The 22,079-nt window shown below is 68.3% G+C and carries 16 protein-coding genes, 1 rRNA gene and 2 pseudogenes; 5 read left to right on the forward strand and 14 right to left on the reverse strand.

All coding sequences use genetic code 11. The annotated features are described in order from the left end of the window. Positions 1–178: 178 nt before the first annotated feature. From J1M40_RS04635 to J1M40_RS04650, 4 genes are read left to right on the forward strand one after another with little or no spacing between them, the layout of a single operon-like run. Complete coding sequence (locus tag J1M40_RS04635) at positions 179–868, forward strand: GntR family transcriptional regulator (protein WP_206450497.1); 690 nt, start codon at positions 179–181, stop codon at positions 866–868. Next, positions 865–2,391, forward strand: a complete 1,527-nt coding sequence (locus tag J1M40_RS04640; protein WP_036315722.1) for an MmgE/PrpD family protein — start codon at positions 865–867, stop codon at positions 2,389–2,391. Before J1M40_RS04635 ends, J1M40_RS04640 begins: the two co-directional genes overlap by 4 nt. After that, on the forward strand, positions 2,391–3,329 hold the full coding sequence (gene prpB, locus J1M40_RS04645) for a methylisocitrate lyase (protein ID WP_036315724.1): 939 nt from the start codon (positions 2,391–2,393) through the stop codon (positions 3,327–3,329). The genes J1M40_RS04640 and prpB overlap by 1 nt, the downstream gene beginning before the upstream one ends. Before the next feature lie 56 nt (positions 3,330–3,385). Beyond that, a complete protein-coding gene (locus tag J1M40_RS04650) occupies positions 3,386–4,531 on the forward strand; it encodes a bifunctional 2-methylcitrate synthase/citrate synthase (protein WP_136940162.1) in 1,146 nt (381 codons plus the stop codon). Between the two features lie 245 nt (positions 4,532–4,776). Here J1M40_RS04650 and J1M40_RS04655 read toward each other — a convergent pair whose 3' ends face one another. The 9 genes from J1M40_RS04655 to rrf all read right to left on the reverse strand — a co-directional run bounded on the left by J1M40_RS04655 (position 4,777) and on the right by rrf (position 14,490). Continuing rightward, on the reverse strand, positions 4,777–6,486 hold the full coding sequence (locus tag J1M40_RS04655) for a CTP synthase (protein ID WP_080695883.1): 1,710 nt from the start codon (positions 6,484–6,486) through the stop codon (positions 4,777–4,779). Between the two features lie 9 nt (positions 6,487–6,495). Then, positions 6,496–7,488: a site-specific tyrosine recombinase XerD gene (gene xerD, locus J1M40_RS04660; RefSeq protein WP_342356882.1), complete on the reverse strand. Its 993-nt coding sequence runs from the start codon at positions 7,486–7,488 to the stop codon at positions 6,496–6,498. Further along, positions 7,485–8,192, reverse strand: coding sequence for an NUDIX hydrolase (locus tag J1M40_RS04665; RefSeq protein WP_036338140.1), 708 nt, complete (start codon positions 8,190–8,192; stop codon positions 7,485–7,487). Before J1M40_RS04665 ends, xerD begins: the two co-directional genes overlap by 4 nt. A gap of 41 nt (positions 8,193–8,233) precedes the next feature. Continuing rightward, on the reverse strand, positions 8,234–9,976 hold the full coding sequence (gene recN, locus J1M40_RS04670) for a DNA repair protein RecN (RefSeq protein ID WP_036338142.1): 1,743 nt from the start codon (positions 9,974–9,976) through the stop codon (positions 8,234–8,236). Then, the gene (locus tag J1M40_RS04675) at positions 9,973–11,061 is read right to left on the reverse strand and encodes an NAD kinase (protein WP_206450498.1); all 1,089 of its coding nucleotides are present in this window, start codon (positions 11,059–11,061) and stop codon (positions 9,973–9,975) included. The genes recN and J1M40_RS04675 overlap by 4 nt, the downstream gene beginning before the upstream one ends. A 113-nt stretch (positions 11,062–11,174) precedes the next feature. Continuing rightward, a complete protein-coding gene (locus tag J1M40_RS04680; protein WP_078025589.1) occupies positions 11,175–12,017 on the reverse strand; it encodes a TlyA family RNA methyltransferase in 843 nt (280 codons plus the stop codon). Next, positions 12,010–12,840: an HAD-IIA family hydrolase gene (locus J1M40_RS04685; RefSeq protein ID WP_078025588.1), complete on the reverse strand. Its 831-nt coding sequence runs from the start codon at positions 12,838–12,840 to the stop codon at positions 12,010–12,012. The genes J1M40_RS04680 and J1M40_RS04685 overlap by 8 nt, the downstream gene beginning before the upstream one ends. Continuing rightward, entirely contained in the window at positions 12,837–13,739 is a 903-nt protein-coding gene (locus J1M40_RS12655) for a hypothetical protein (protein ID WP_179297204.1), read from the reverse strand. Before J1M40_RS12655 ends, J1M40_RS04685 begins: the two co-directional genes overlap by 4 nt. 634 nt (positions 13,740–14,373) lie before the next feature. Then, a 5S ribosomal RNA gene (gene rrf, locus J1M40_RS04695) occupies positions 14,374–14,490 on the reverse strand. A 46-nt stretch (positions 14,491–14,536) separates the two neighbouring features. On the opposite strand from rrf, the pseudogene J1M40_RS04700 reads away from it, so the two are divergent. Next, a pseudogene (locus J1M40_RS04700) lies at positions 14,537–14,764 on the forward strand (integrase core domain-containing protein); the annotation flags it as partial. Positions 14,765–14,773: 9 nt separating this feature from the next. On the opposite strand, the pseudogene J1M40_RS04705 reads toward J1M40_RS04700, so the two are convergent. The 5 genes and pseudogenes from J1M40_RS04705 to J1M40_RS04725 form a co-directional block, all read right to left on the reverse strand. Next, positions 14,774–15,672, reverse strand: a pseudogene (locus J1M40_RS04705) (IS5 family transposase). 1,112 nt (positions 15,673–16,784) lie between these two features. Then, on the reverse strand, positions 16,785–17,750 hold the full coding sequence (locus tag J1M40_RS04710) for an NAD-dependent epimerase/dehydratase family protein (protein WP_260849748.1): 966 nt from the start codon (positions 17,748–17,750) through the stop codon (positions 16,785–16,787). Positions 17,751–17,760: 10 nt separating this feature from the next. Beyond that, a complete protein-coding gene (locus tag J1M40_RS04715) occupies positions 17,761–18,993 on the reverse strand; it encodes a condensation domain-containing protein (RefSeq protein ID WP_145016002.1) in 1,233 nt (410 codons plus the stop codon). 271 nt (positions 18,994–19,264) lie between these two features. Then, the gene (locus tag J1M40_RS04720; protein ID WP_144819229.1) at positions 19,265–20,212 is read right to left on the reverse strand and encodes a ribonucleotide-diphosphate reductase subunit beta; all 948 of its coding nucleotides are present in this window, start codon (positions 20,210–20,212) and stop codon (positions 19,265–19,267) included. After that, positions 20,191–21,867: an HAD-IIIC family phosphatase gene (locus J1M40_RS04725; protein WP_186302035.1), complete on the reverse strand. Its 1,677-nt coding sequence runs from the start codon at positions 21,865–21,867 to the stop codon at positions 20,191–20,193. Before J1M40_RS04725 ends, J1M40_RS04720 begins: the two co-directional genes overlap by 22 nt. Positions 21,868–22,079: the final 212 nt, after the last annotated feature.

The raw sequence follows: 22,079 nt of genomic DNA on the forward strand, positions 1-22,079 counted from the left end.
ATCTGTATACATTTCGTGCCCCGTCAGTGAGGCGTGGCGGCACGCGCGAGACCCGCGCCGGGGACGCACCACCCAGCCCCCGCACGCCGGACGACGCTCCCCGTGGACGGCGTCGCCCGGCACGCGCATCGGACACACCCCCTGCCCTCGGCGGGACTGTTGTGTATACACTGGCGGCATGCGAGCGAGTGAGCGGGCGTACCAGGCCCTGAGGGCGGAGATCCTCGACTGGTCCCTCCCTCCGGGCGCGGGCCTGGGCGAGGTGGAGCAGGCCGAGCGCCTGGGCATCTCGCGCACCCCTCTGCGCGAGGCGCTCTCCCGCCTGATGGCCGACGGCCTGGCCGAGCAGGCCCCGGGCCGGGGCATCGTCGTCGCCGACCTGTCCCTCGAACAGGCGGACCAGCTGTTCGACCTGCGCATCGCCCTCGAGTCCCTCCTGGCGCGCCGGGCCGCGCAGCGGGCCACCCCGGAGGCGGCCGAGCGGTTCACGGTCCTCGCGGGCCGTTTCCAGGAGGCCGAGGCGGCCCTGCGCGGCGGGACCGACCCGGCGGACTACTACGCGATGACGGCCGAGCTGGACAGCCGGCTGGACGAGGCCGCCGCGAACCCCTACCTCGTCTCCACCCTGCGCACCCTGCGCCTGCACCTGGCGCGCCTGCGCCGACTGGCCGCGGACGACCCGGCCCGCCTCGCGGCCTCCGCCGCGGAGCACGCGGACATCGCCGACGCCGTCGGCTCGGGCGCCGCAGACCTCGCGGAGGCGACCACGCGGGTCCACCTGCACCACGCCTTCCACCATCTGACCCGGCGCGGCCGCGCCGAGGAGACCCCGACCCTGCTGACCCCCACCGAAGGAGACCGACCATGAAGAACCATCACGTGCGCGTGCACCGCTCCGAGGAGAACCTCGAGCGCAAGGACCAGCTGGCCTGGAAGCTGGCCGAGGTGGCCGTCGACGACGTCGAGGTGCTGCCCGAGGTCGAGGAGATGATCATCAACCGGATCATCGACAACGCCTCCGTCGCGGTCGCCTCGCTGAAGCGCGGCCCGATCGTCGCCGCCCGCGCCCAGGCCCTGTCCCACCCGGTCTCCACCGGCGGTGCGGGCGCCTCCGTGTTCGGTGTGGAGCAGAAGGTCTCCCCCGAGTGGGCCGCATGGGCCAACGGCGTGGCCGTCCGCGAGCTGGACTACCACGACACGTTCCTGGCCGCCGAGTACTCCCACCCGGGCGACAACATCCCGCCGATCCTCGCCGTCGCCCAGCACACCGGCCGCTCCGGCAAGGACCTGATCCGCGGCATCGCCACCGGCTACGAGATCCAGGTGGACCTCGTGAAGTCCATCAACCTGTACGGCCACAAGATCGACCACGTGGCCCACATCGGCCCCTCCGCCTCCGCCGGCATCGGCACCCTGCTCGGCCTGGACACCGAGACCATCTTCCAGGCCATCGGCCAGGGCTTGCACACCACCACCGCCACCCGCCAGTCCCGCAAGGGCGAGATCTCCACGTGGAAGGCCCACGCCCCGGCGTTCGCCGGCAAGATGGCCGTCGAGGCCGTGGACCGCGCCATGCGCGGCCAGACCTCCCCCGTCCCGATCTACGAGGGCGAGGACGGCGTGATCGCCTGGCTGCTGGACGGCCCGGACGCCTCCTACGAGGTGCCGCTGCCCGAGCAGGGCGAGCCCAAGCGCGGCATCCTGGACACCTACACCAAGGAGCACTCGGCCGAGTACCAGGCCCAGGCCTGGATCGACCTGGCCCGCAAGCTCCACAGGGAGCACCCGGAGGCCACCGACCCGGCGAACGTCGAGTCGGTGCTGATCAAGACCTCGCACCACACCCACTACGTGATCGGCTCGGGCGCCAACGACCCGCAGAAGTACGATCCGACGGCCTCGCGCGAGACCCTCGACCACTCGATCCCCTACATCTTCACCGTGGCCCTGCAGGACGGCTCCTGGCACCACGTGGACTCCTACGCCCCCGAGCGCGCCCAGCGCGAGGACACCGTGGCCCTGTGGCACCGGGTGACCACCGTGGAGGACCCGGAGTGGACCCGCCGCTACCACTCGCTGGACCTCGCGGAGAAGGCGTTCGGCGGCGCGGTGGAGATCACCCTCAAGGACGGCACCGTCATCACCGACGAGATCGCCGTGGCCGACGCCCACCCGCTCGGCGCCCGGCCGTTCGCCCGCGAGCAGTACATCCAGAAGTTCCGCACCCTGGCCGAGGGCATCGTCTCGAAGGAGGAGCAGGACCGCTTCCTGGCCGCCGCCGAGCGCGTGGCCGAGCTGCAGCCCGGCGAGCTGGACCAGCTGAACATCCTGGCGGACCCGGCGTTCCTGTCCGAGGCCGACCTCGCCGCCGCCCCGAAGGGCCTGTTCTGATGCTGTACTCGACGAAGACGGCCGAACAGAAGCGGATCGACCTGCGGCAGACCCTGAAGCAGGGCGGCGCCCAGCAGTTCCCGGGCGCGTTCACCCCGCTGACCGCCAAGCTGATCCAGGAGAAGGGCTTCCCCGGGGTGTACATCTCCGGCGGCGTGCTCGCGAACGAGCTGGGCCTGCCCGACGTCGGGCTGACCACGCTCACCGAGGTGGCCGTGCGCGGCGGGCAGATCGCCCGCCTCACGGACCTGCCGTGCCTCATCGACGCGGACACGGGCTTCGGCGAGCCGATGAACGTGGCCCGCACGGTGCAGGAGTTCGAGAACGCCGGCCTGGCCGGCTGCCACATCGAGGACCAGTTCAACCCCAAGCGGTGCGGCCACCTCGACGGCAAGAACATGGTGGAGCTCGACACCGCGGTCAAGCGCATCGCCGCCGCCGTCCATGCCCGCCGGGACCCGAACTTCCTCATCATGGCGCGCACCGACCTGCGTGCCGTGGAGGGCCTGGACGCCGCGATCGCCCGCATGAAGGCGCTCGTGGAGGCCGGTGCGGACGCGATCTTCCCGGAGGCCCTGAAGGACATCGGCGAGTTCGAGACCGTGTGTCGCGAGCTGGAGCCCCTCGGGGTCCCGGTCCTGGCGAACATGACCGAGTTCGGCAAGTCCGAGCTGTTCACCCGCCGGCAGCTGGCCGACGCCGGCGTCGCGATGGTGATCTACCCGGTCACCCTGCTGCGCTCCGCGATGGGCGCCGCCGAGCGCGTGCTCCACGCCATCAAGGAGGAGGGCACCCAGCAGTCGCAGGTGGAGCAGATGCTCACCCGCGCCCGCCTGTACGAGCTGGTGGACTACGAGGGCTACAACGCCTTCGACACGGGCATCTTCAACTTCGACGTGCCCACGCTCGACATCGGCGCCAACCACGCCGACCTCTGACCCGTCACCGGGCCCGCCCGTGCGCGGGCGGGCCCCACTCCCCGAGGAGGGACACCATGACCGAGACCGAGATCAAGAAGGGCCTGGCCGGCGTCGTCGTGGACACCACGGCGATCTCCAAGGTCAACCCGGAGACGAACTCCCTGCTGTATCGCGGCTATCCCGTGCAGGACCTGGCCGCGCAGCTGCCGTTCGAGGCCGTCGCGCTGCTGCTCTGGACGGGTGAGCTGCCCACGGACGAGGAGCTGACCGCGTTCGAGCGCTTCGAGCGCACCCACCGTGCCCTCGACCCGAAGGTGAAGCAGGCCATCGACCTGCTGCCCACCGACTGCCACCCCATGGACGTCGGACGCACCGCCGTGTCCGTGCTCGGCGCGAACCACCCGAAGGCGGAGGACTCCTCCCCCGAGGCCGAGCTGGAGAAGGCCCAGGCCCTGTTCGCGGCGTTCCCGGCCGTCGTCGCCTACGACCAGCGCCGCCGGCGCGGCCAGGACGTGGTGGAGCCGCGCGAGGACCTGGACTACTCGCAGAACTTCCTCTGGATGACGTTCGGCGAGGAGGCCGCCCCGGAGGTCGTGGACGCGTTCCGCGTCTCGATGGTGCTGTACGCAGAGCACTCGTTCAACGCCTCGACTTTCACCGCGCGCGTGATCACCTCGACGCTCTCCGACCTGCACTCGGCCGTGACCGGTGCGATCGGCGCGCTCAAGGGCCCCCTGCACGGCGGCGCCAACGAGGCCGTGATGCACACCTTCGACGAGATCGGCATCCGGAAGGAGGAGTCCCGCCAGGACGCCGCCGCCCGAGCGAAGGCGTGGATGGAGGACGCCCTGGCCCAGAAGAAGAAGGTCATGGGCTTCGGCCACCGCGTCTACAAGAACGGCGACTCCCGCGTGCCCACCATGAAGGCCGCGCTGGACCGGATGATCGAGCACTACGGCCGCGAGGAGATGCTCGGGCTGTACGACGGCCTGCAGTCCGCGATGGACGAGGCCAAGCAGATCAAGCCGAACCTCGACTACCCGGCCGGCCCGACCTACCACCTGATGGGCTTCGACACGGAGATGTTCACCCCGCTGTTCATCGCCTCGCGCATCACGGGCTGGACCGCCCACATCATGGAGCAGCGCGCCGCGAACGCGCTGATCCGCCCGCTCTCGGCCTACGACGGCCCCGAGCAGCGGGAGCTGCCGGCGGGCTGAGCCTCGTGAGGGGCGGTCGGGGCGACTTGTCGGAGGTGTAGACGCAGATCACCTCCGACACGTCGCCCCATTCGCTCGCGGCGCGGTGCCGCGTGCACGACGACGGCGGGTCGCCCCGGGTGGGGCGGCCCGCCGTCGTCGTGTCGTCATCGGTGCGACGCCCTCGCAGAGTGGTCACGACACGCCGCGTGCCGGGCGCGGCGACGGCGTGTCGTGACCACTGTGTCGGGCCGGTCGTCGGCCCCTCAGCGCCGGGCCGCCGCGTCGGCGCGGCGGGCCAGGCCGGCGGCGACGAGGCCGGCGAACAGCGGGTGCGGGCGGGTCGGCCGGGAGGAGAACTCCGGGTGGGCCTGCGTGGACACGTAGTACGGGTGCACGTCCCGGGGCAGCTCCACGAACTCCACGAGGGCGCCGTCCGGGGAGGTGCCGCAGATCGCGAGACCGGCCTCCTCGAGGCGGTCGCGGTAGGCGTTGTTCACCTCGTAGCGGTGGCGGTGGCGCTCGGTCACCTCGGTGGTGCCGTAGGCCTCGGCCACCACGGAGCCCGGGCGCAGGGTCGCGGGGAAGGCGCCCAGGCGCATGGTGCCGCCGAGGTCCCCCTCGCCGGCCACGATCTGCTCCTGCTCGGCCATGGTGGCGATCACGGGCGAGGCGGTCTCCGGGTCGAACTCGGTGGAGTCCGCGTCCTCCAGGCCGAGGACGTTGCGGGCGTACTCGATGACCATGGACTGCAGGCCCAGGCACAGACCCAGCGTCGGGATCCGCTGCTCGCGGGCGTGCCGCAGCGCGCCGAGCTTGCCCTCGAGCCCGCGCACGCCGAAGCCGCCGGGCACACACACGGCGTCGACGTCCGCGAGCGCCACCGCCGCGCCCTCGGGGGTGGCGCACTCGTCCGCGGCCACCCAGCGGATGCCCACCTTGGCCCGGTGGGCGAAGCCACCGGCGCGCAGCGCCTCGGTGACGGACAGGTAGGCGTCCGGCAGGTCCACGTACTTGCCCACGAGCGCCACCGTGAGCTCGTGCTCCGGGTGGTGCACGGCGTCCATGAGGGCATCCCACGCGGTCCAGTCCACGTCCTTGAACTTCAGGTCCAGGGACTGCACCACGTGGGCGTCGAGGCCCTGGTCGTGGATGACGCGGGGGATGTCGTAGATGGAGGGGGCGTCGGCGCAGTTGACGACGGCGTCCTGCGGGACGTCGCACATGCGGGCGATCTTGCCGCGGACATCGTCGGGGACGGCCCGGTCCGAGCGCAGCACGATCGCGTCCGGCTGGATGCCGATCGAGCGCAGGGCGGCCACGGAGTGCTGGGTGGGCTTGGTCTTGAGCTCCTGCGAGGGGCCGATGTACGGCACGAGGGAGACGTGCAGGAAGAAGACGTCGTCGCGGCCGACGTCCTGGCGGACCTGGCGGGCGGCCTCGAGGAAGGGCTGCGACTCGATGTCGCCGACGGTGCCGCCGATCTCCGTGATGATCACGTCCGGGGCGGGGCGGTCGCCGCGGGGCTCCGCGGGCAGGCGCATCCGGCGGCAGATCTCGTCGGTGATGTGCGGGATGACCTGGACGGTGTCCCCGAGGTACTCGCCGCGGCGCTCGCGGGCGATCACGGTGGAGTACACCTGGCCGGTGGTCACGTTGTCCAGGCCGTCGAGGTCCTCGTCGAGGAAGCGCTCGTAGTGGCCGATGTCCAGGTCCGTCTCGGCGCCGTCCTCGGTGACGAACACCTCGCCGTGCTGGAACGGGTTCATGGTGCCCGGGTCCACGTTGAGGTAGGGGTCGAGCTTCTGCATCACCACCCTGAGCCCGCGCGCCTTGAGCAGGTGGCCGAGCGAGGAGGCCGTGAGCCCCTTGCCGAGGGAGGAGGCGACACCGCCGGTCACGAACACGTGACGGGTGACGCGCGTGGACGTCTGAGTACGAGAAGTTCGTTTCACCACGGATTTTGAGCGTATCAGGTGCGGGGCTCAGCGCGCGCGCGGATGCGCGGCGGAGTAGACCTCGCGCAGGGAGTCCACGGTGACGAGGGTGTACACCTGCGTGGTGGTCACGGACGCGTGCCCGAGCAGCTCCTGGACCACGCGGACGTCCGCGCCGCCGGCCAGCAGGTGCGTGGCGAAGCAGTGGCGCAGGGTGTGGGGCGAGACGTCCGCCTCGAGGCCGGCGCGCTCGGCCGCCCGCTTCAGCACGGCCCACGCGGACTGCCGGGAGAGCCGGCCCCCGCGGGCGTTGACGAACAGGGCGGGCGTGGAGCGTGTGACTCCCGTCATGATCGTGGGCCGTCCCCGCACCAGCCATGCGTCGAGCGCGGCGGCCGCGTAGGAGCCGATCGGCACCACGCGCTCCTTGGACCCCTTGCCGAACAGGCGGACCACGGGCTGGCCGCCGTCGTCCCCGGTCTGCGCGAGCCCCACCACGTCGTCGACGTCGAGGCCGACCACCTCGGAGATGCGGGCGCCGGTGCCGTAGAGGAACTCGAGCAGCGCGCGGTCCCGCAGTCCGGCGGGGGTGTCGACGGGCACGGCCTCCAGCAGCGCCGTCACCTGCTCCACGGGGAGCGCCTTCGGCAGGCGGTCGCCCGGCTTCGGCGGGTGGACGTCGCGGGCGGGGTCGGCGGGCGTGAGTCCCTCGAGGGCCCAGAACCGGTGCAGGCCGCGCACGGCCGCGAGCACGCGGGCCGCCGAGCGGACCGCGAGGGGCCGCCCGCCGTCCTCGCCGGTGCCCAGCGCCCGCAGGAAGCCCGAGACGTGGCCCGGGTCGACGTCGGCGGGGGCGCGCACCCCCTGGGCCTCGAGCCAGCGGCGGTAGCGCTCAAGGTCGCGGCGGTAGGCGGCCAGCGTGTTCGCGGCGAGGCCCCGCTCGACGGCCAGGTGCTCCAGGTGGCGGCGGAACGGGGCCGCGAGGGCGGACTCCGCGCCCCGGCCCCCACGGCTCCCCCGGGGTGCCGGGTCGGCGCTCACGCGGGCCAGTCCGCCCCCGGGGCCTGCCGGTCGGGGACGAACGGCGCGTCCACGGGACGCAGGCGTCGCCAGCCCTGGGCGCGGTGGGCGCCCAGGGCCAGCACGGCGACGACGGTGGACGGGTTGTGCACCCGGCCGTCCAGGACGGCGTCGGTCACCTCGTCGAGGCCGACCCACACGAGCGGCATGGCGGCCTCCTCGTCCTGCCGGGTGTGCCGCTCGCCGTCGGGGATCTCTTCGATCTGACGGGCCAGGAACACGCGGATCGCCTCGCTGGAGCCGCCCGGGGTCGTGTAGTAGTCGACGAGGGTGTGCCACTCGCGGGCGCGCAGGTCGGCCTCCTCGGCCAGCTCACGGACGGCGACCTGGTGGAGGTCCTCCCCGTCCACGTCCCGCAGGCCCGCCGGGATCTCCCACAGCTCCATGCCCACGGGGTGGCGGTACTGGCGGACGAGGGCCACCTGCTCGCGGGGGCCGGTGGTGGTGAGCTTGGTGCGGACCGCGAGGATCGCCACGGCGCCCGGATGCACCATCAGCTCTCGGGTCAGCGGTTCCCGGGACTTGTCCGCCGGGTCCAGGCGGAACGACTCGCGGGCGATGTCCCACACGCGGCCCTCGTACACGGTCTTCGACTTCTTCACCGGGCGGGGGACGTGCAGGTCGCGCAGGGGCGAGCGTCCCGCGGACGCGGAAATCTCAGGCATGGGGCGATCCTCTCATGTCGGGGCGGCGTCCGCGGACCGGGTCAGCCGCGTTCGCGGGCGGAGGACTCGAGCAGTTCCCGGGCGTGCTCGCGGGCCGCCGCGGAGTCCCCGTGGCCGGCGAGCATGCGGGCGAGCTCCTCGACCCGCTCGTCGGCCGTCAGCGTCACGACGTCGGAGGTGGTCACACCCGCGGCCGGGTCCGAGTTCTTCTCCACCCGCACGTGCCGGTCCGCGTAGGCGGCGACCTGGGGCAGGTGGGTCACGGCGATGACCTGCACGTGGCGGGCGAGCCGGGCCAGGCGGGCCCCGATCCGCACGGCGGCCTCACCGCCCACGCCGGCGTCGACCTCGTCGAACACGAAGGTGGGCACCGGGTCCGTGGCGGCCAGGACCACCTCGAGGGCGAGCATCACGCGGGAGAGCTCGCCGCCGGAGGCGCCGCGGCCCAGGGGCCGGGGCTCGACGCCCGCGTGGGGGCGCAGGGCGAGCGTGACGTCCTCAGCGCCGTACGGGCCGAGACCGTCCCCGGCGACCGGCGTCAGTCCCACGTGGAACGAGGCGTCCGGCATGAACAGGGCGTGCAGTTCCTCGGTCACCGCGGTCTCGAGCCGCTCGGCGGCCGCGGTGCGCAGGGCGGTGAGGGTCGCGGCCCGCTCGCGCAGCGCGGCGTCCAGCCGGTCGACCTCCGCCTCGAGCTCCTCGAGGCGGCCGGAGTCGCCCTGCAGCTCGTCCAGGCGCGGACGTTGGGTCCGGGCCCAGTCGATCACGTCGGCGAGCTCCGGCCCGTAGAGCCGCTGCAGTCGCGTGAGCTCGGCCAGCCGCGACTGGGCCGCGTCGAGGTCGGAGGCCGCGTCGGCGTCCAGGTCGGCGGTGTAGCGGGCCAGGTCGCCGGCGATGTCCGTGAGCACGACGGCGGCCTCGGCCAGGCGTGCGGCCGCGGCGGCGAGGTCGGGGTCGTCGCCGGGGGCGGCGAGCACGGCCTGCCGCGCCGCCTCCACAAGGCTGACGGCGCCGGGGGTCTCGTCCATCGCGTCCACGTCGGGGCCGGCCAGTCGGGCGTGCGCCTCCCCCGAGGCGGCGCGCAGCTCCTCGACGTCCTCGAGCCGACGGATGAGAGCCCGCAGCTCCTCGTCCTCCCCCTCCTGCGGCTCGGCGAGGTCGATCTCCTCGAGCGAGCGCTGCAGTGCCTCGGCCTCGCGGGCCCGCTCCTGGCGGTGGGCGGTGAGCTCCTCGCGCTCCCGACGCGCGGCGGTCCAGGCGGCGTGGTCCGCGCGGTAGGCGCGCAGGGCCGCGGCGAGCTCGGCGCCGCCGAACGCATCGAGGGCGTGCCGCTGGGCGTCGGCGCCCTGGAGGCGGACCTGGTCGTTCTGCCCGTGCACGGCCACGAGCGTGGCCCCGATCTCGGAGAGCAGGCCCACGGGCACGGAACGGCCGCCGGCCGTGGCACGGGAGCGTGTGCCGTCCCCCGACGCCGTGACGCTGCGGCTGAGGACCAGGTCGTGGGTGCCGTTGTCGCCCTCGTCCACGACCGCGCCGGCCTCCTGAGCCAGGCGGAGCGCCGCGTGGTCCGCGGTCACGCGCACGCCGGCGTCCACGACGGCTCGGGACGAGCCCCGGCGGACCGCGCCCGCGTCGGCGCGAGCACCGAGCAGCAGGCCCAGGGCGGTGACCACCATGGTCTTGCCGGCGCCGGTCTCACCGGTGACGACGGTGAAGCCGGGGTCCAGGTCCACGGTGGCCTCGCCGATCACGCCGAGCCCCGAGATCCTCAGATGGTCGATCATGCGTCCTCCCCGGGGTGACGCGCCCCGCGGTCGCGGTGGCGTTGGATGTCCGCGGGCGAGGGCACCGACAGCGGCATGGTGGCCGGTTCGACGACGTCGGGACGCGGCCCCGCGTGCCGCGGCTCGACGGTCTCCACCTCGTGGAGCACGCCCGCCCGCTCTTGGGCGGTGACGGGGCCGCGCCAGCCGTCCGTGGGCAGCCGGAACTTGCGCACCAGCCGTTCCGCGAAGGGAGTCGGGTTAAGACGGGCCAGGCGCACCGGCTCTGCCGACCGGGACACCTCGACCCGGGCCTGCGGTGGCAGTTCGACGGTGCGCCGGCCGTCACACCACAGCACACCGGTCTCGCGGGTGCGGGTGAGCACGTCCACACCGATCGTGGAGCGCGGACCCACCACGAGGGGGCGGGTGAACAGTGCGTGGGCGCTGATGGGCACGCACAGCAGGGCCTCCACGGAGGGCCACACCACGGGGCCCCCGGCGGAGAAGGCGTAGGCCGTGGAGCCGGTGGGGGTGGCCAGCACGACGCCGTCGCAGCCGAAGGACGTCAGCGGCGAGTTGTCCACGGAGACGACCACCTCGAGCATCCGCTCCCGGTGGGACTTCTCCACGGAGGCCTCGTTGAGGGCCCACGTGCGGGCCACCTCGCGGCCCTCCACGTGCACGACGACGTCCAGGGCCATGCGCTCGATCACCACGTAGGACTCCGAGGCGATCGCCTGGACGGTGCGGTGCAGGTCGGTGCGCTCGGACTCGGCGAGGAAGCCGACGTGGCCCAGGTTCACCGCCAGCAGCGGCACGTTGTGGCCGCGGACGAAGTCGGCCGCCCGCAGCACCGAGCCGTCGCCGCCGAGGACGAGGCCGAGGGTGATGTCCTCGAGCTCGCAGTCGACCCCGAGGGTCTCCGGCGCGAACTCCGGGGGGTCCCCCGCGGCCGCGCGGATGGCGGCCACGTCCTGTTCGAGCATGACGGTGACCAGGCCCTCCTCCGCGAACATGCGGGTGGCCTGCAGCGCCGCGCTGATGGCGTCCTCGCGGCCCGTGTGGGTCAGGACGAGGATGCGACGTCCGGGGGTGTAGGGCATGGTTCCTTCCGCGAGCCGGGGTGCCGGGCACTGCGCTCCAGGATAGCCACGAGACCGGACACGCGAACCGGTGGCCCCGCGCCCGTGGACGGGCGGTGTCCCCCGGTCGGGGGTCAGGACCAGTCGATGTGGGCGCCCCGGACCCACCCGGCGGCGCGCTCGCCGGCGGGCGGGGCCGGGCTCGTCCCGCCTGCCGGGTTGTCGGCCGCGGTGGCGTCGGGACGGCGGAGCCGCAGGAAGAACTCGGCGTTCCCGTCCTGTCCGGCCAGGCCGGATCGGGCGAGGCCGCGCGGTGCGAGGCCGGCGCCCAGCGCGGCCGCGGTCACACCCACGACGGCGTGGCGGCGGGCGTCGGGATCGGTCACGACACCGGAGCGCGGCAGGGCGCGCCGCCCGACCTCGAACTGGGGCTTGACCATGAGCAGTAGCTCGGCGCCGGGTCGGCACACGCTCGCGAGCGGGGCGAGGACGAGGCGCAGCGAGATGAAGGACAGGTCGGAGACCACCAGGTCCACCGGACCGTCGATGTCCTCGGCCGTGAGGTCGCGGATGTTGAGCCCCTCGCGCACGAGGACGCGGGGGTCGGCCCGGACGGGCGGGGCCAGCTGGTTGTGGCCCACGTCGACGGCGGCCACCCGTTCGGCGCCCCGCTCGAGGAGGACCTGGGTGAATCCGCCGGTGGAGGCCCCGGCGTCGAGCGCTCGGCGGCCGGCCACGCCCACGTCCGGGAATGCCTCGAGTGCGCTGACGAGCTTGTGGGCCGCACGGGAGACGTACCGCGGGCCCGGGTCGCGCAGGCGCAGGGTGGCGTCGGCGGCCACGCGGTCGGCGGGCCGGCGCACCGGGCGGCCGTCGAGGAGCACCTGTCCCGCGCGGATGAGCGCCGCGCCCTCCGTGCGGGAGCGTGCCAGGCCCCGAGCGGCCAGGGCGACGTCGGCGCGTGCGGTCTCAGCCACGCCGTGGGTCCGCGGAGGCCTCGGCCCCGCCGGCGAGCAGAGCGGGCAGGTGCGCACGGACCCACGTCGGCCGGTCTGGCCCGGGGGCGGCGGCCGCGGTCTCGCGCGTGTCGATGCCGGTCAGGACGAGCACCGTGTCGAACCCCGCCGCGTTGCCGCCGCGGATGTCCGTGTCCAGGCGGTCGCCGACCACGAGGGGACGGGCCAGGCCGAGGGCGTCGGCCGCCGTCCGGAACAGTCGTGGCTCGGGCTTGCCCGCCGCGACGGGCGCGGTGCCGGTGGCCCGGCCCACCGCCTCGACGAGGGCCCCGTTGCCGGGGGCGATCCCCTCCGCGCGCGGGATCGAGGTGTCCAGGTTGGTGGCGACCCAGGTGGCCCCGGCGCGCACGGCGTACGCGGCCTCCGCCAGATCGGCCCAGCCGAGACCGGGGTCGAAGCCCTGGATCACCGCGTCGGGACACTGCGCCGCGGACGCGACCACCTCGTAGCCCCGCTCCTCGACCACGGCGCGCAGGTACGCCGAGCCGACCACGAGCACCCGGCCGGTCCGGCGGCCGAGCGTCTCCTCGAGCAGGTCGACGCCCGCCGGTGCGGAGCCGAAGACCTGCCCCGCCTCCGCGGGCACCCCGAGCGTGCGGAGATGCTCGGCCACGGACTCCGGCGCGCGAGAGGCGTTGTTCGTCACGAACCCGACCGGCACGCCGCGTTCCTGCAGCGTCGACAGCGTCTCGACCGCCCCGGCGATCGCACCGTCTCCGGCGTACACGACGCCGTCCAGGTCGCACAGCAGCCCGTCGTGACCGTCGAAGAACGTGGTGCTCACCGCTCGTCTGCCTCCGGGGCCTCGAGGTCGTCGAACAGCGACAGCTGGTTCGGGTCGACCTCGTCCGGCGTGTCGACGGCGGCCGGCGGCTCCGCGACGGCCTCTTGTCGGGGCACCAAGGTCGGCTCCGCGGCGGCCTCCGGCTCCTCGGCCGGGGATCCGTCCGCCGTCGGCTCCGCACCGGCCTCGGCCGCATACCGCTCGTGGCGCCGTTCGCGGGGGGACGGGCGGCGGTTCCGGGGGTCCTCGACCGGCTCGGTGTCCACGTCGATGATCTCTGGGTCCGCGAACCCGCCCACGCCGAGGGCCTTCTCCGCGACGCGCACGGCACGCGCCCACAGCCGAGCCTCGTCGCGGCGCCCCAGGGCGAGCAGCACGTCGGCCTGGCGCTGGAACAGCCGGGGAGAGAAGGGGTAGCCGCGCCGACGGTCCAGTTCCGGGATCTGCAGGGCCTCATGGGCACCCTGGAGGTCGCCGGCGTCCTCGCGGATGCCGGAGACGACCATGGCCAGCTCGGCCCGCGCCGCGCGGTCCAGACGCGAGGCATCCACCTCGGCGGCCAGCTGCAGGGCCTTCTCCGTGCGGCCGAGGGCACGCTCGCTGTCCACCTGCGCGGCGATGTGGGTGTCGTCGCCCGTCATGCGCCGGTAGGTGCGGAACTCGCGCAACGCGTCGGCGTACTCCCCCGCCGCGTAGGCGGTGAGCGCGACGGCCTCGCGCACGCGTGACAGGCGGCCGCCCTTGCGGGACGCGGCGAGGGCGTGCTGGAACGCCAGCGTCGGGTCGACGTCCAGGTAGCGACCGGCCATCACCAGGTGCTTGGCGACCCAGCTGGCAGCACGCTCGTCAAGGCCGTTGATCTCCTTGAGCGTGCCGCGGTCGAGCTCCTTGCCCGTCACGTCCGGGTCGATGTCCGGGGAGCGCTCCTGGTCCGCACGATTCGCCGCTCGGAGGTCACCGGGATTGTGCGCGGGTCGTTCGGCGCGGTCCTCGCGACGAGGGCCCGTCGGCGCACCGCGGCGCTCGGGCCGCCCGCCATCCTGGCCCGGGCCGCGCCGGCGGTCCTCGGAGGTGGGGCGGAAGCGACGCCGCGCGCCGTCGCGACCGAACTCCTCGCGACGCGGGCCACGGTCACCGGCCCCGTCCTGACGACGCGGACCGTCTGCGGAGCCACGACGACGGTCCTCGTGAGGCCCGCCGGAGCGGCGCCGGTCACCGGCACCGCTGCGAGGACGTCCGTCGCGGTCTCCACCACGACGCCGGCCATCACCACCACGGGGCCCGCGGCCCTCGGAACCACGGTCCTCGCGGCGCTCTCGGGGGGTGTCCTCAGCCATGGTGTCCTTCCTGGGCGTCACGCCGCGATGATCCGCGGGAACGCAGTCTCTGTTCCTCATGCGCCGGCCTCACGGCCGGGTCCTCAGGAGACCAGGCTAGTGCCCGGAGCCTGTGGCGGACCGTCCTCTCGGAGAAACAGTCCAGAAATGCGGGAAGGGCCTCGCACCAACAGTGCGAGGCCCTCCCTCAAAAAATGTCCGGCGGCGACCTACTCTCCCACAACCTCCCGGTTGCAGTACCATCGGCGCTGTGGGCCTTAGCTTCCGGGTTCGGAATGGAACCGGGCGTTTCCCCCACGCTATGACCGCCGTAACCCTAACCCCACACCACCACCCTCAACACGGGCAACAGCAGGGAACGCCCCTACACCCCGCGCCATAACGGGAAGGTCGAACGGTACAACCGGCTGATGGTCGATGAGGTCCTCTACGCCCGCCCGTACTCCTCAGAGCAAGCTCGGCGTGAGGCCCTGCAGGTGTGGGTGAGCCACTACAACTACCATCGGCCTCATACCTCCTGCGGGGACGCCCCGCCAACCTCGTTGGCCCCGGCACGAGTCAACAACGTCATGACCTCTTACACCTAGGGCGTGTTGCTAAAGGATGGTAGTCAGCCAGTGCAGTGTCGCTGCGAGGCTGAGACCGGCGTGATAGTTCCGGGCGTACTTGTCCGAACGCATCGCGATCCCTCGCCACTGCTTGAGCCGGTTGAAGCACCGCTCCACGACATTGCGTCCCCGGTAGCGCTGGCGCTGGTCTTCACCGAAGTCGATCGGCCGGCCCGGGCGTCTGCGCCGGTGCGTGATCTGATCGGCCCGCTCGGGGATCGTGGCCGCGATGCCATGCCGGCGCAGCCAGGCCCGGTTCGCCTTCGAGGGGTAGCCCTTGTCTGCGATCAGGCGCTCAGGGCGTGTCCGGGGCCGCCCACGGGGCCCGGGAACGCTGATCTGCTCCAGCGCGGTGGCCAGCATCGAGGTGTCCGCGACCTGCCCGCCGGTCACCACGAACGCCAGCACCCTGCCCTTGCCATCACAGACCAGATGATTCTTCGTCGTCAGACCACCGCGGGAACGTCCGATGGCATGATCAGCCGGCTCGTCCGCTGATTTCTTGTAGTTCATCCAGGCCCCCTGTGGTGCGGGGCAGGGTCGCCCCGTGCTGGTGGACGCGCACGATCGTGGAATCGATCGAGGCCACCGAAGTCCAGCTCGCCGGCCTGCTGTGCCATGGACTGAGTGCGTTCGAGCACCTGCTCCCACACGCCTTGGGCGGCCCACCGGTTGAAGTTCTTGTAGATCGTGTTCCCGTTCCCGAACCGATCGGGCAGATCCCGCCATGGTGCCCCCGTGCGGAAGCGCCACGCGGTGGCCTCGACTACCGCGCGCCGATCCACCGGGGACCGACCCGTGGACTTCGGAGCCGGGAACAGCGGGCCGATCACGGCCCAGACCTCGTCCGAGATGACATCACGCGACATGACCCCAGACTCGCGCATCCACGTCCCCGAACCCTTTAGCAACACGCCCTAGAAGTGGGGTACCCGCCTCGGGGGGGTCTTGACCGGCTGGGGCATCGCGGGTCGCCCCCCTCCCCTTCCCGCTGACCATGTCGTTCTGCTCAAGTCGTGCCGGCTGGATCCGCCGCCCGACGGTACTGGTCAGAGGAGGTCGCCATAAGTACTGAAGCGCCCTTGGCTTCGTTCCGAGGTCAGGACGCAACACTCGGGGAGGCCGGATGTGAGCGCGCAATCCTGATCGGCTACGGCCCCGTAGACCGCGCACCGCACTGGTTCGAGGTGGAGGCGGCCATGACCGATCACGGGATGCCCATGGCCGCCCTGGTATCGGTGGACGGGAAGAACTGCACGAACCTGACCACGGGTGAGAGCGAGCCCTACGCCCCGGGCACCTCGGACGCCGGGCTGACCCTGGCCCTGGCCGACGGCGCTCCAGTGCTCCACGCGGCCCTGGGCAACGGGAGAGCCCGGGACGGTGCGGGGCCGGGTGGGCAATCACCTCGACCGACAGCCACAGACCGACACCACCGGCCTTCCTCGCGGTGACAGGCGCGCCCCCACGACGCTCCCCACCAGCCTGCGGCCAGCACGACCGACCAGACAAGCTCCCAGAACGGCACAGAGGCACACAGAGGAGCGCAGAGGCCTGCAGGGTCAATAGCGCAGAGGGTCGGCCAGCGGCCGCGGCAGGCCGCCCCACCCCCAGATGACAGCACTCCAAGTACTACGAGTAATGAGGGCACTGCGCTCAGGCCACGCCAACAGCACATCCGCCCAGGAGAGCATGGGGCACAGTGCTCCCCCCTATCTCCCAAGCGCCCCTACAGGGAGCGCCACGCGCAATCACCGCAAGGTTCATAAATACCCGCGACAGCCGGACCTCGCATAAGGACAACGCATTCCTGAGCCATCACAAATCGAGTACTAGACCCTATACCAAAAAAGGTCCCGTCGAAGACCCCCTGCTAGACTTTATACGGATCCCCAAAGAACCACCCGACGCGCGGACACTAATAAGAAACACGAGCTCCAGACGATGCGGCCCCGTCAACAGTCAAAATTTCCTCGATACTCATTCGAATACAATTCGTCTATCCTTGCCTGAAATGCATCAAAGTCCGCTCAATACCCTCACGCAGACCGATCTCAGGCTTCCAACCCAACATAGTTCTGGCCAATTCAATATCCGGGCGCCTCACTCTGGGATCCTCAGGCGAGGCCCCCATAAACCGAACCCTCGGCTCCGAAACGCCCGCGGCCTCGGCAATTATATCCGCAAGTTGCAAAATCGACACTTCTTCCGGATTGCCGATATTCACAGGAGAGGCAACGGCAGTATCAGCCAGCCTGATCAGGCCACGGACGGTATCAGTCACATAACACAACGAGCGTGTCTGGAGACCGTCTCCATGCACCGTCATTTCTTCACCGTCGAACACCTGCTTCATGAACATGGGGACGACACGTCCATCGTCTTCCCGCATACGTGGCCCGTAGGTATTGAACAAACGGGCTATACGCACATCCAGGTTATGAACATCTGCATACGCCGTGATAAGCGCCTCGCCAAAGCGTTTGGCCTCATCATACATGCTGCGCGGGCCGACGGGGTTAACATTGCCAAAATACCCCTCCCGCTGGGGATGCTCCAGAGGGTCTCCGTAAACTTCCGAGGTCGAAGTAAAAATATAAGTAGCGCCGCTCTTTCGCGCGGCCTCAAGTGAACGCTTAACCCCCGCAGACCCTGCGCTGAGAGTCTCTAGAGGCAACCTTCTATACGCCTCCGGAGAGGCGGGAGAGGCCAAGTTAAACATCAAATCACATTGAATATCAGTCCTCATTTCCTCGATATCACAGTCAATGAACTCGAAATGAGAGAGCCCAAGGCAATGTTCGAAGTTTTCCTTCCTACCCGTGCACAAATTGTCGATCGAGGTAACAGAAAACCCCTCGGAAAGAAGCCCATCGACCAGATGGCTCCCTAAAAACCCGGCCCCGCCAAGCACCACCGCCCTGCGGGGGCCAGACTCACCCGTACCTAAGCCGCCAGGAGCCACTACACTATCTCTACTCATCTCGTATTGCCCTGACTAGTTCTTCAAAAATCCAATCCGGGTTCCTTACAGACGCGCTGGCATACTCGATACCAACCTCAGACCGATCGCCCATTCGATAAATCGTCACCCAGACAGTAGCTGCAGACTCAGACGGCTCAAACACACTTCCAGACAGCCCCCCCAACTCGGCACCCAGAATAGGACGCCCTGTAACATCATCATCAAACTTAATAGGGGATGATTCTGGCACGTGGTCAACGGCAAATCGCAACTTGTTTGTCAGCCCCATCTCTCGCAAATTGGCACCCCGAAGGGCAGGAACAGCAGCCAACTCGGAGATCTGTTCACCGACTCGAGATCCACTCCTAGCCGACCGTAGAACCCGCGCCTCATAAAGTGGTCCCACCACATTAAAATCGCGCCGATCAACCCGACCATGGTGAATATAGAAGAGAGGCTGTGGCCCCTGAGAACAGCGTCGGGCCGTTACCGAGACCGCCGCATTCCAAACATCGACTGAAAAACACTCCCCTACTTCGGCCAAGTGGGAAACCTTTTGGTCAACATCAGTAGGAACCACATAGGTCCGTTTCGAGTCAACAAAAAACGCATCCCCACGTTCAGGAGAGAACTCCTCACCGCAAAGGGCTGAACCGGGCGATTCGATATCCTGGAAATAGTCAGACAGTTCCCTTCGGGCCGCCGAAATATCAACCTCGCCGATCCACCGGTTCAAAAACCCCTCAAGCGAAGCGCCTTTATAATCGCCAGCGGACGACCCAGACGCCCCACTTCTGTAAGCACGACTTAGTCGCTTAAGAATCAAGGAAAGAGACCAACCGTCGCTAAACCCGTGGTCAATAGAGAAACACAAAAGGAAATCGAATCCGTCACGGAGCACCAACAACTTAGCCAGCGCCGCCTCCGGCCCACAGCGGGTATTACCTATATGCTCCGAGACGGCATCGATAGCCGGTTCAGACAGTCCTCCGACGCCAAAGCATGAATCTATATCGGCAATTTCGAATTCCGAGCTAGGAGCATCCGCGACCCGGTATAGAAACGGCTGCCCCCCCTCGTCTCTAATTCGAAAGCGCAGAGTGTCGATTCCGTCGGTCACACCACGCCAGGCAGCCTCCAAGCGAACCAGATCCAGGGTGCCCTCTACGCGATACAAATCCCATACAGGCTCCTGCGGATGGCCTACTAACCACCCCTCCGAATCCACCTCGCCAAGGGCCATTAACCGCCGCTGCAAACCGTACGCCGGCCACCGCACATTAACCCCGCCTTCCCTTAACTAGCACTGCTCCGGGCCCCTGGTTCCAGAGACCCGGAGCAGCTTTCTGCGAGAAGCAATGTCAGAGCATCGTCTTCTTATCGGGCTTGCCGGCAAGCTTGACAATCTTGGCCACTTGAAACACCTCCCTACATGACACAGAGGAATCCCGCCACAGGGCCTGCGGCGAATGGAGCCAGACCGAGGAACATCAACTCTTCCCCTGTGCCCAAGCTCACATCTTCGAATCATACTCACGAGCCGCTACAATGGCAACATGTTTCCTCCCCGCCAGGGAGACTCCCGCCGCGGCCAACCGCCTGTCCACCAGATTGGTCAGATGATGCACCGCAGGAAGGTTCGACTCGCCCCTGTCACCGACATGTACAACATGAGGCACCGCCATCTCCATCGCCTCGATAACATGACGTTCGAACCCTCGGGAAACCCATTCCCGAACCGCTTGAGTTCCAAACGCGATATGACGCGATTCGTCTCGCATCATCCCGATGAACCCCTTCTCAACCTCGGGCAAATCCCCCTGAAGCCTTAGTGCACGGATAATGGACTGCTGGCCATTAATCGCAAGCACACCTTCAGTGAGTAAGTGAAACACTGTTACTACCCTCAACCAGCTGTCAATATCGGGACGTTCCAGGAGCTCAGTCACAAACTGATCTTCAACACGCTGGAGTGCTTTGTAAGGAGGCGTCAAACATTCCCAAAATTCGGGAAGGCGATCTCGAAGTGACCCATTCCCATCCATAAGATTCTTATCGATCTCGTTCATAAATGCAACGTGCCGCGCTTCGTCCGCGCTCTGGGTTGCCAAAAACACCAAGTAATCCTCCTGCGGAGCACCCCTAGTAACAGCTGTGAGCCCATCTACTGCCGTATACTCGCCCACGTAGAAGGATGCGAATAGATCCAACAGCATCTCCCTGGATCCATTCGAAAAGGACTCCCATTGTGTCCGGTCATCCCCAATTCTAAGTGAGTCGACTTGCCAGTGCTGATGCTCCCACTTCTTATATAAATGCCACGAATTGGCGCCCGACCTTACCACCGACTCAGCGTTCCATCGCAGTTCATTTGCCGACACACTTCGCAAGTCTCGGAGAGTCGCCTCGTCTCGATCCAAGTGACTCCAACGTAGATTCATCACGCCGTAACTCCCCTCCATTCGATTTGGTGCGGCCAGTTGCGCGATAGCTCCTCCAGGCCGCCATTATAAAGCACCCACTCGCTGCACTCATGATCATCACGAGTGCAATCGAAGCCCACCTGCCGATAAACATCTCTTGCCGGGTTATTCCTATCGGTTTTGACGATCTTCGCACACCAAAGGTCTCCCCCTAGGTGATCAATTACGGTACAAATAAACGCGGGCCCAACATCATATGCAATCACACGACACGAAACAGCCATGTGCGCTACCTTGTTTCCTTCAACAATGCACGCACCCACGATTCCGTAGCTAGCGTCCCTGTCTGTAAGTTCTACCACAAACACGCGGTTATCCGCTATGCCCCGCGCGTAGTCCGCATCCGACGGCGCTGGACCCCCGTTTGTAAACTGCGTCGTGCGAGAGAGCAACTCGACCAGGCGCGTACGATCCCCCTCTACCGCCGGGCGAACGACGAGACGCACTTCCATCTCTCCCAGAATCTCTGCGAACCCGTCTGGGTTGTCCCGCTTCGCCGCCTCCACCTTCAAACTTGCGCGTGTGGTTTCGGTGCGGTTTGCCGATTCCGCAGTTCTCGATGCAATCTCGAGCCTTGGTTCGGTCAGAATCCAGGACCGGAACTCATGCACGGGCCTCTCCACAATCATGATCGGGGGCCCAAACTTTCTTACTTCGGCCCGTTCGATCTCCATGTCGTCAAGGAACGCAACCGATTCCGGTGATACCCGCAGGTCCTCACACAGTTGAAACATCGACTCAGACTTGGCCCCCCACCGAATATAGTGTGCGACGAAATCATCGGGATCTAGAAGCCCCTTCTCACTATTCCTCCGCCACTCCGATAATGTGTGATCGGGGTTTCCCCGACTAACGGACGCGAGGAGTACGCCGCGTTCCTTGACGATCTTTAGGGCCTCATGTAAACCTCGGTGCATCCAGGATGACGTCGTATCTCTAATGTGCCAATCAGCAAGACCATCGGCCATCACTCCCGGCCACAGAGTGTTATCCAAATCCACAGCGAGGCACTTAATCTTCTTGAAACCAAAGGCTACCCAGAGATTATAATACTCCTGAGCAAGGCATTCTTCCAGAAACTCCAGCTGATTAGGGGTGTCAAGAGCGATATCCAGGCTCCCTCCGTGGTGCGCGAAAGGAAAAACCGAGTCGTCGAACAACTTATCGGTTCCCCACCTTCTCACCAAATACTCCTCATCCAGGACGAGCACGTTATGATGCTCTTGACTCGCGATCAGAATCTGGTCGTTGAGTTCACCAACCACTCGGCTCAAACGCCGACGTTCCAATCCTTCAAGCCGCCCGCGACCAGACAGCCCCGGCTCTGACAAGGTGTGCATGATAATAAGAGCCGAGGGACAATATGTCGCTACCTCATTCATGAAGCGGACGAGCGTACGCGACAGCACCTTCCCCCGCCTGGCGAGGTCGACCGCCGACGTTTCATATGAGGGATCAAAAATCCCACGAAGGAGCGTTTCGACAAATGGTGCAAGCACAATGATATCAGGTGCCGTCCGCTTCAGGGGGATCTCCAGATCAGCTGCTCTAGCGCCCGGCCAAAGCGTCGTCACCGAAGGATTGTAACCCGCCAATGCAAACTTGTCGTGCGTCGCCGCTCGTGCAAACTGCATCACGCAGCCACCTACCAGTGTGATCCTAATGTCTCCCCGCCGCGGCACGGAGTCGCCAGCCGCAATAAGAGGTCGTAAGGAACCATACGCGAGAGAAGCTCTCGGATCTACCCGAAATTCCTCCTCCAACCTTGGAATTACTCCCCGAGCACCTCCTCGGCCCGGCCTACCCGGCTCAGTCAGCAAACCACTCAAACGCAGACTCTGTACCA

This window comes from Micrococcus sp. KRD026 (genome assembly GCF_017168445.1).
GTDB lineage: Bacteria > Actinomycetota > Actinomycetes > Actinomycetales > Micrococcaceae > Micrococcus > Micrococcus luteus.

What these genes read in the sequence shown, in the direction of transcription:
- J1M40_RS04635 (WP_206450497.1), top strand. Translation starts at nt 179, where the DNA reads ATGCGAGCGAGTGAGCGGGCGTACCAGGCCCTGAGGGCGGAGATCCTC.
- J1M40_RS04640 (WP_036315722.1), top strand. Translation starts at nt 865, where the DNA reads ATGAAGAACCATCACGTGCGCGTGCACCGCTCCGAGGAGAACCTCGAG.
- prpB (WP_036315724.1), top strand. Translation starts at nt 2,391, where the DNA reads ATGCTGTACTCGACGAAGACGGCCGAACAGAAGCGGATCGACCTGCGG.
- J1M40_RS04650 (WP_136940162.1), top strand. Translation starts at nt 3,386, where the DNA reads ATGACCGAGACCGAGATCAAGAAGGGCCTGGCCGGCGTCGTCGTGGAC.
- J1M40_RS04665 (WP_036338140.1), bottom strand. Translation starts at nt 8,192, where the DNA reads ATGCCTGAGATTTCCGCGTCCGCGGGACGCTCGCCCCTGCGCGACCTG.
- recN (WP_036338142.1), bottom strand. Translation starts at nt 9,976, where the DNA reads ATGATCGACCATCTGAGGATCTCGGGGCTCGGCGTGATCGGCGAGGCC.
- J1M40_RS04675 (WP_206450498.1), bottom strand. Translation starts at nt 11,061, where the DNA reads ATGCCCTACACCCCCGGACGTCGCATCCTCGTCCTGACCCACACGGGC.
- J1M40_RS04715 (WP_145016002.1), bottom strand. Translation starts at nt 18,993, where the DNA reads ATGGCCCTTGGCGAGGTGGATTCGGAGGGGTGGTTAGTAGGCCATCCG.
- J1M40_RS04720 (WP_144819229.1), bottom strand. Translation starts at nt 20,212, where the DNA reads ATGGAGGGGAGTTACGGCGTGATGAATCTACGTTGGAGTCACTTGGAT.
- J1M40_RS04725 (WP_186302035.1), bottom strand. Translation starts at nt 21,867, where the DNA reads ATGCAGTTTGCACGAGCGGCGACGCACGACAAGTTTGCATTGGCGGGT.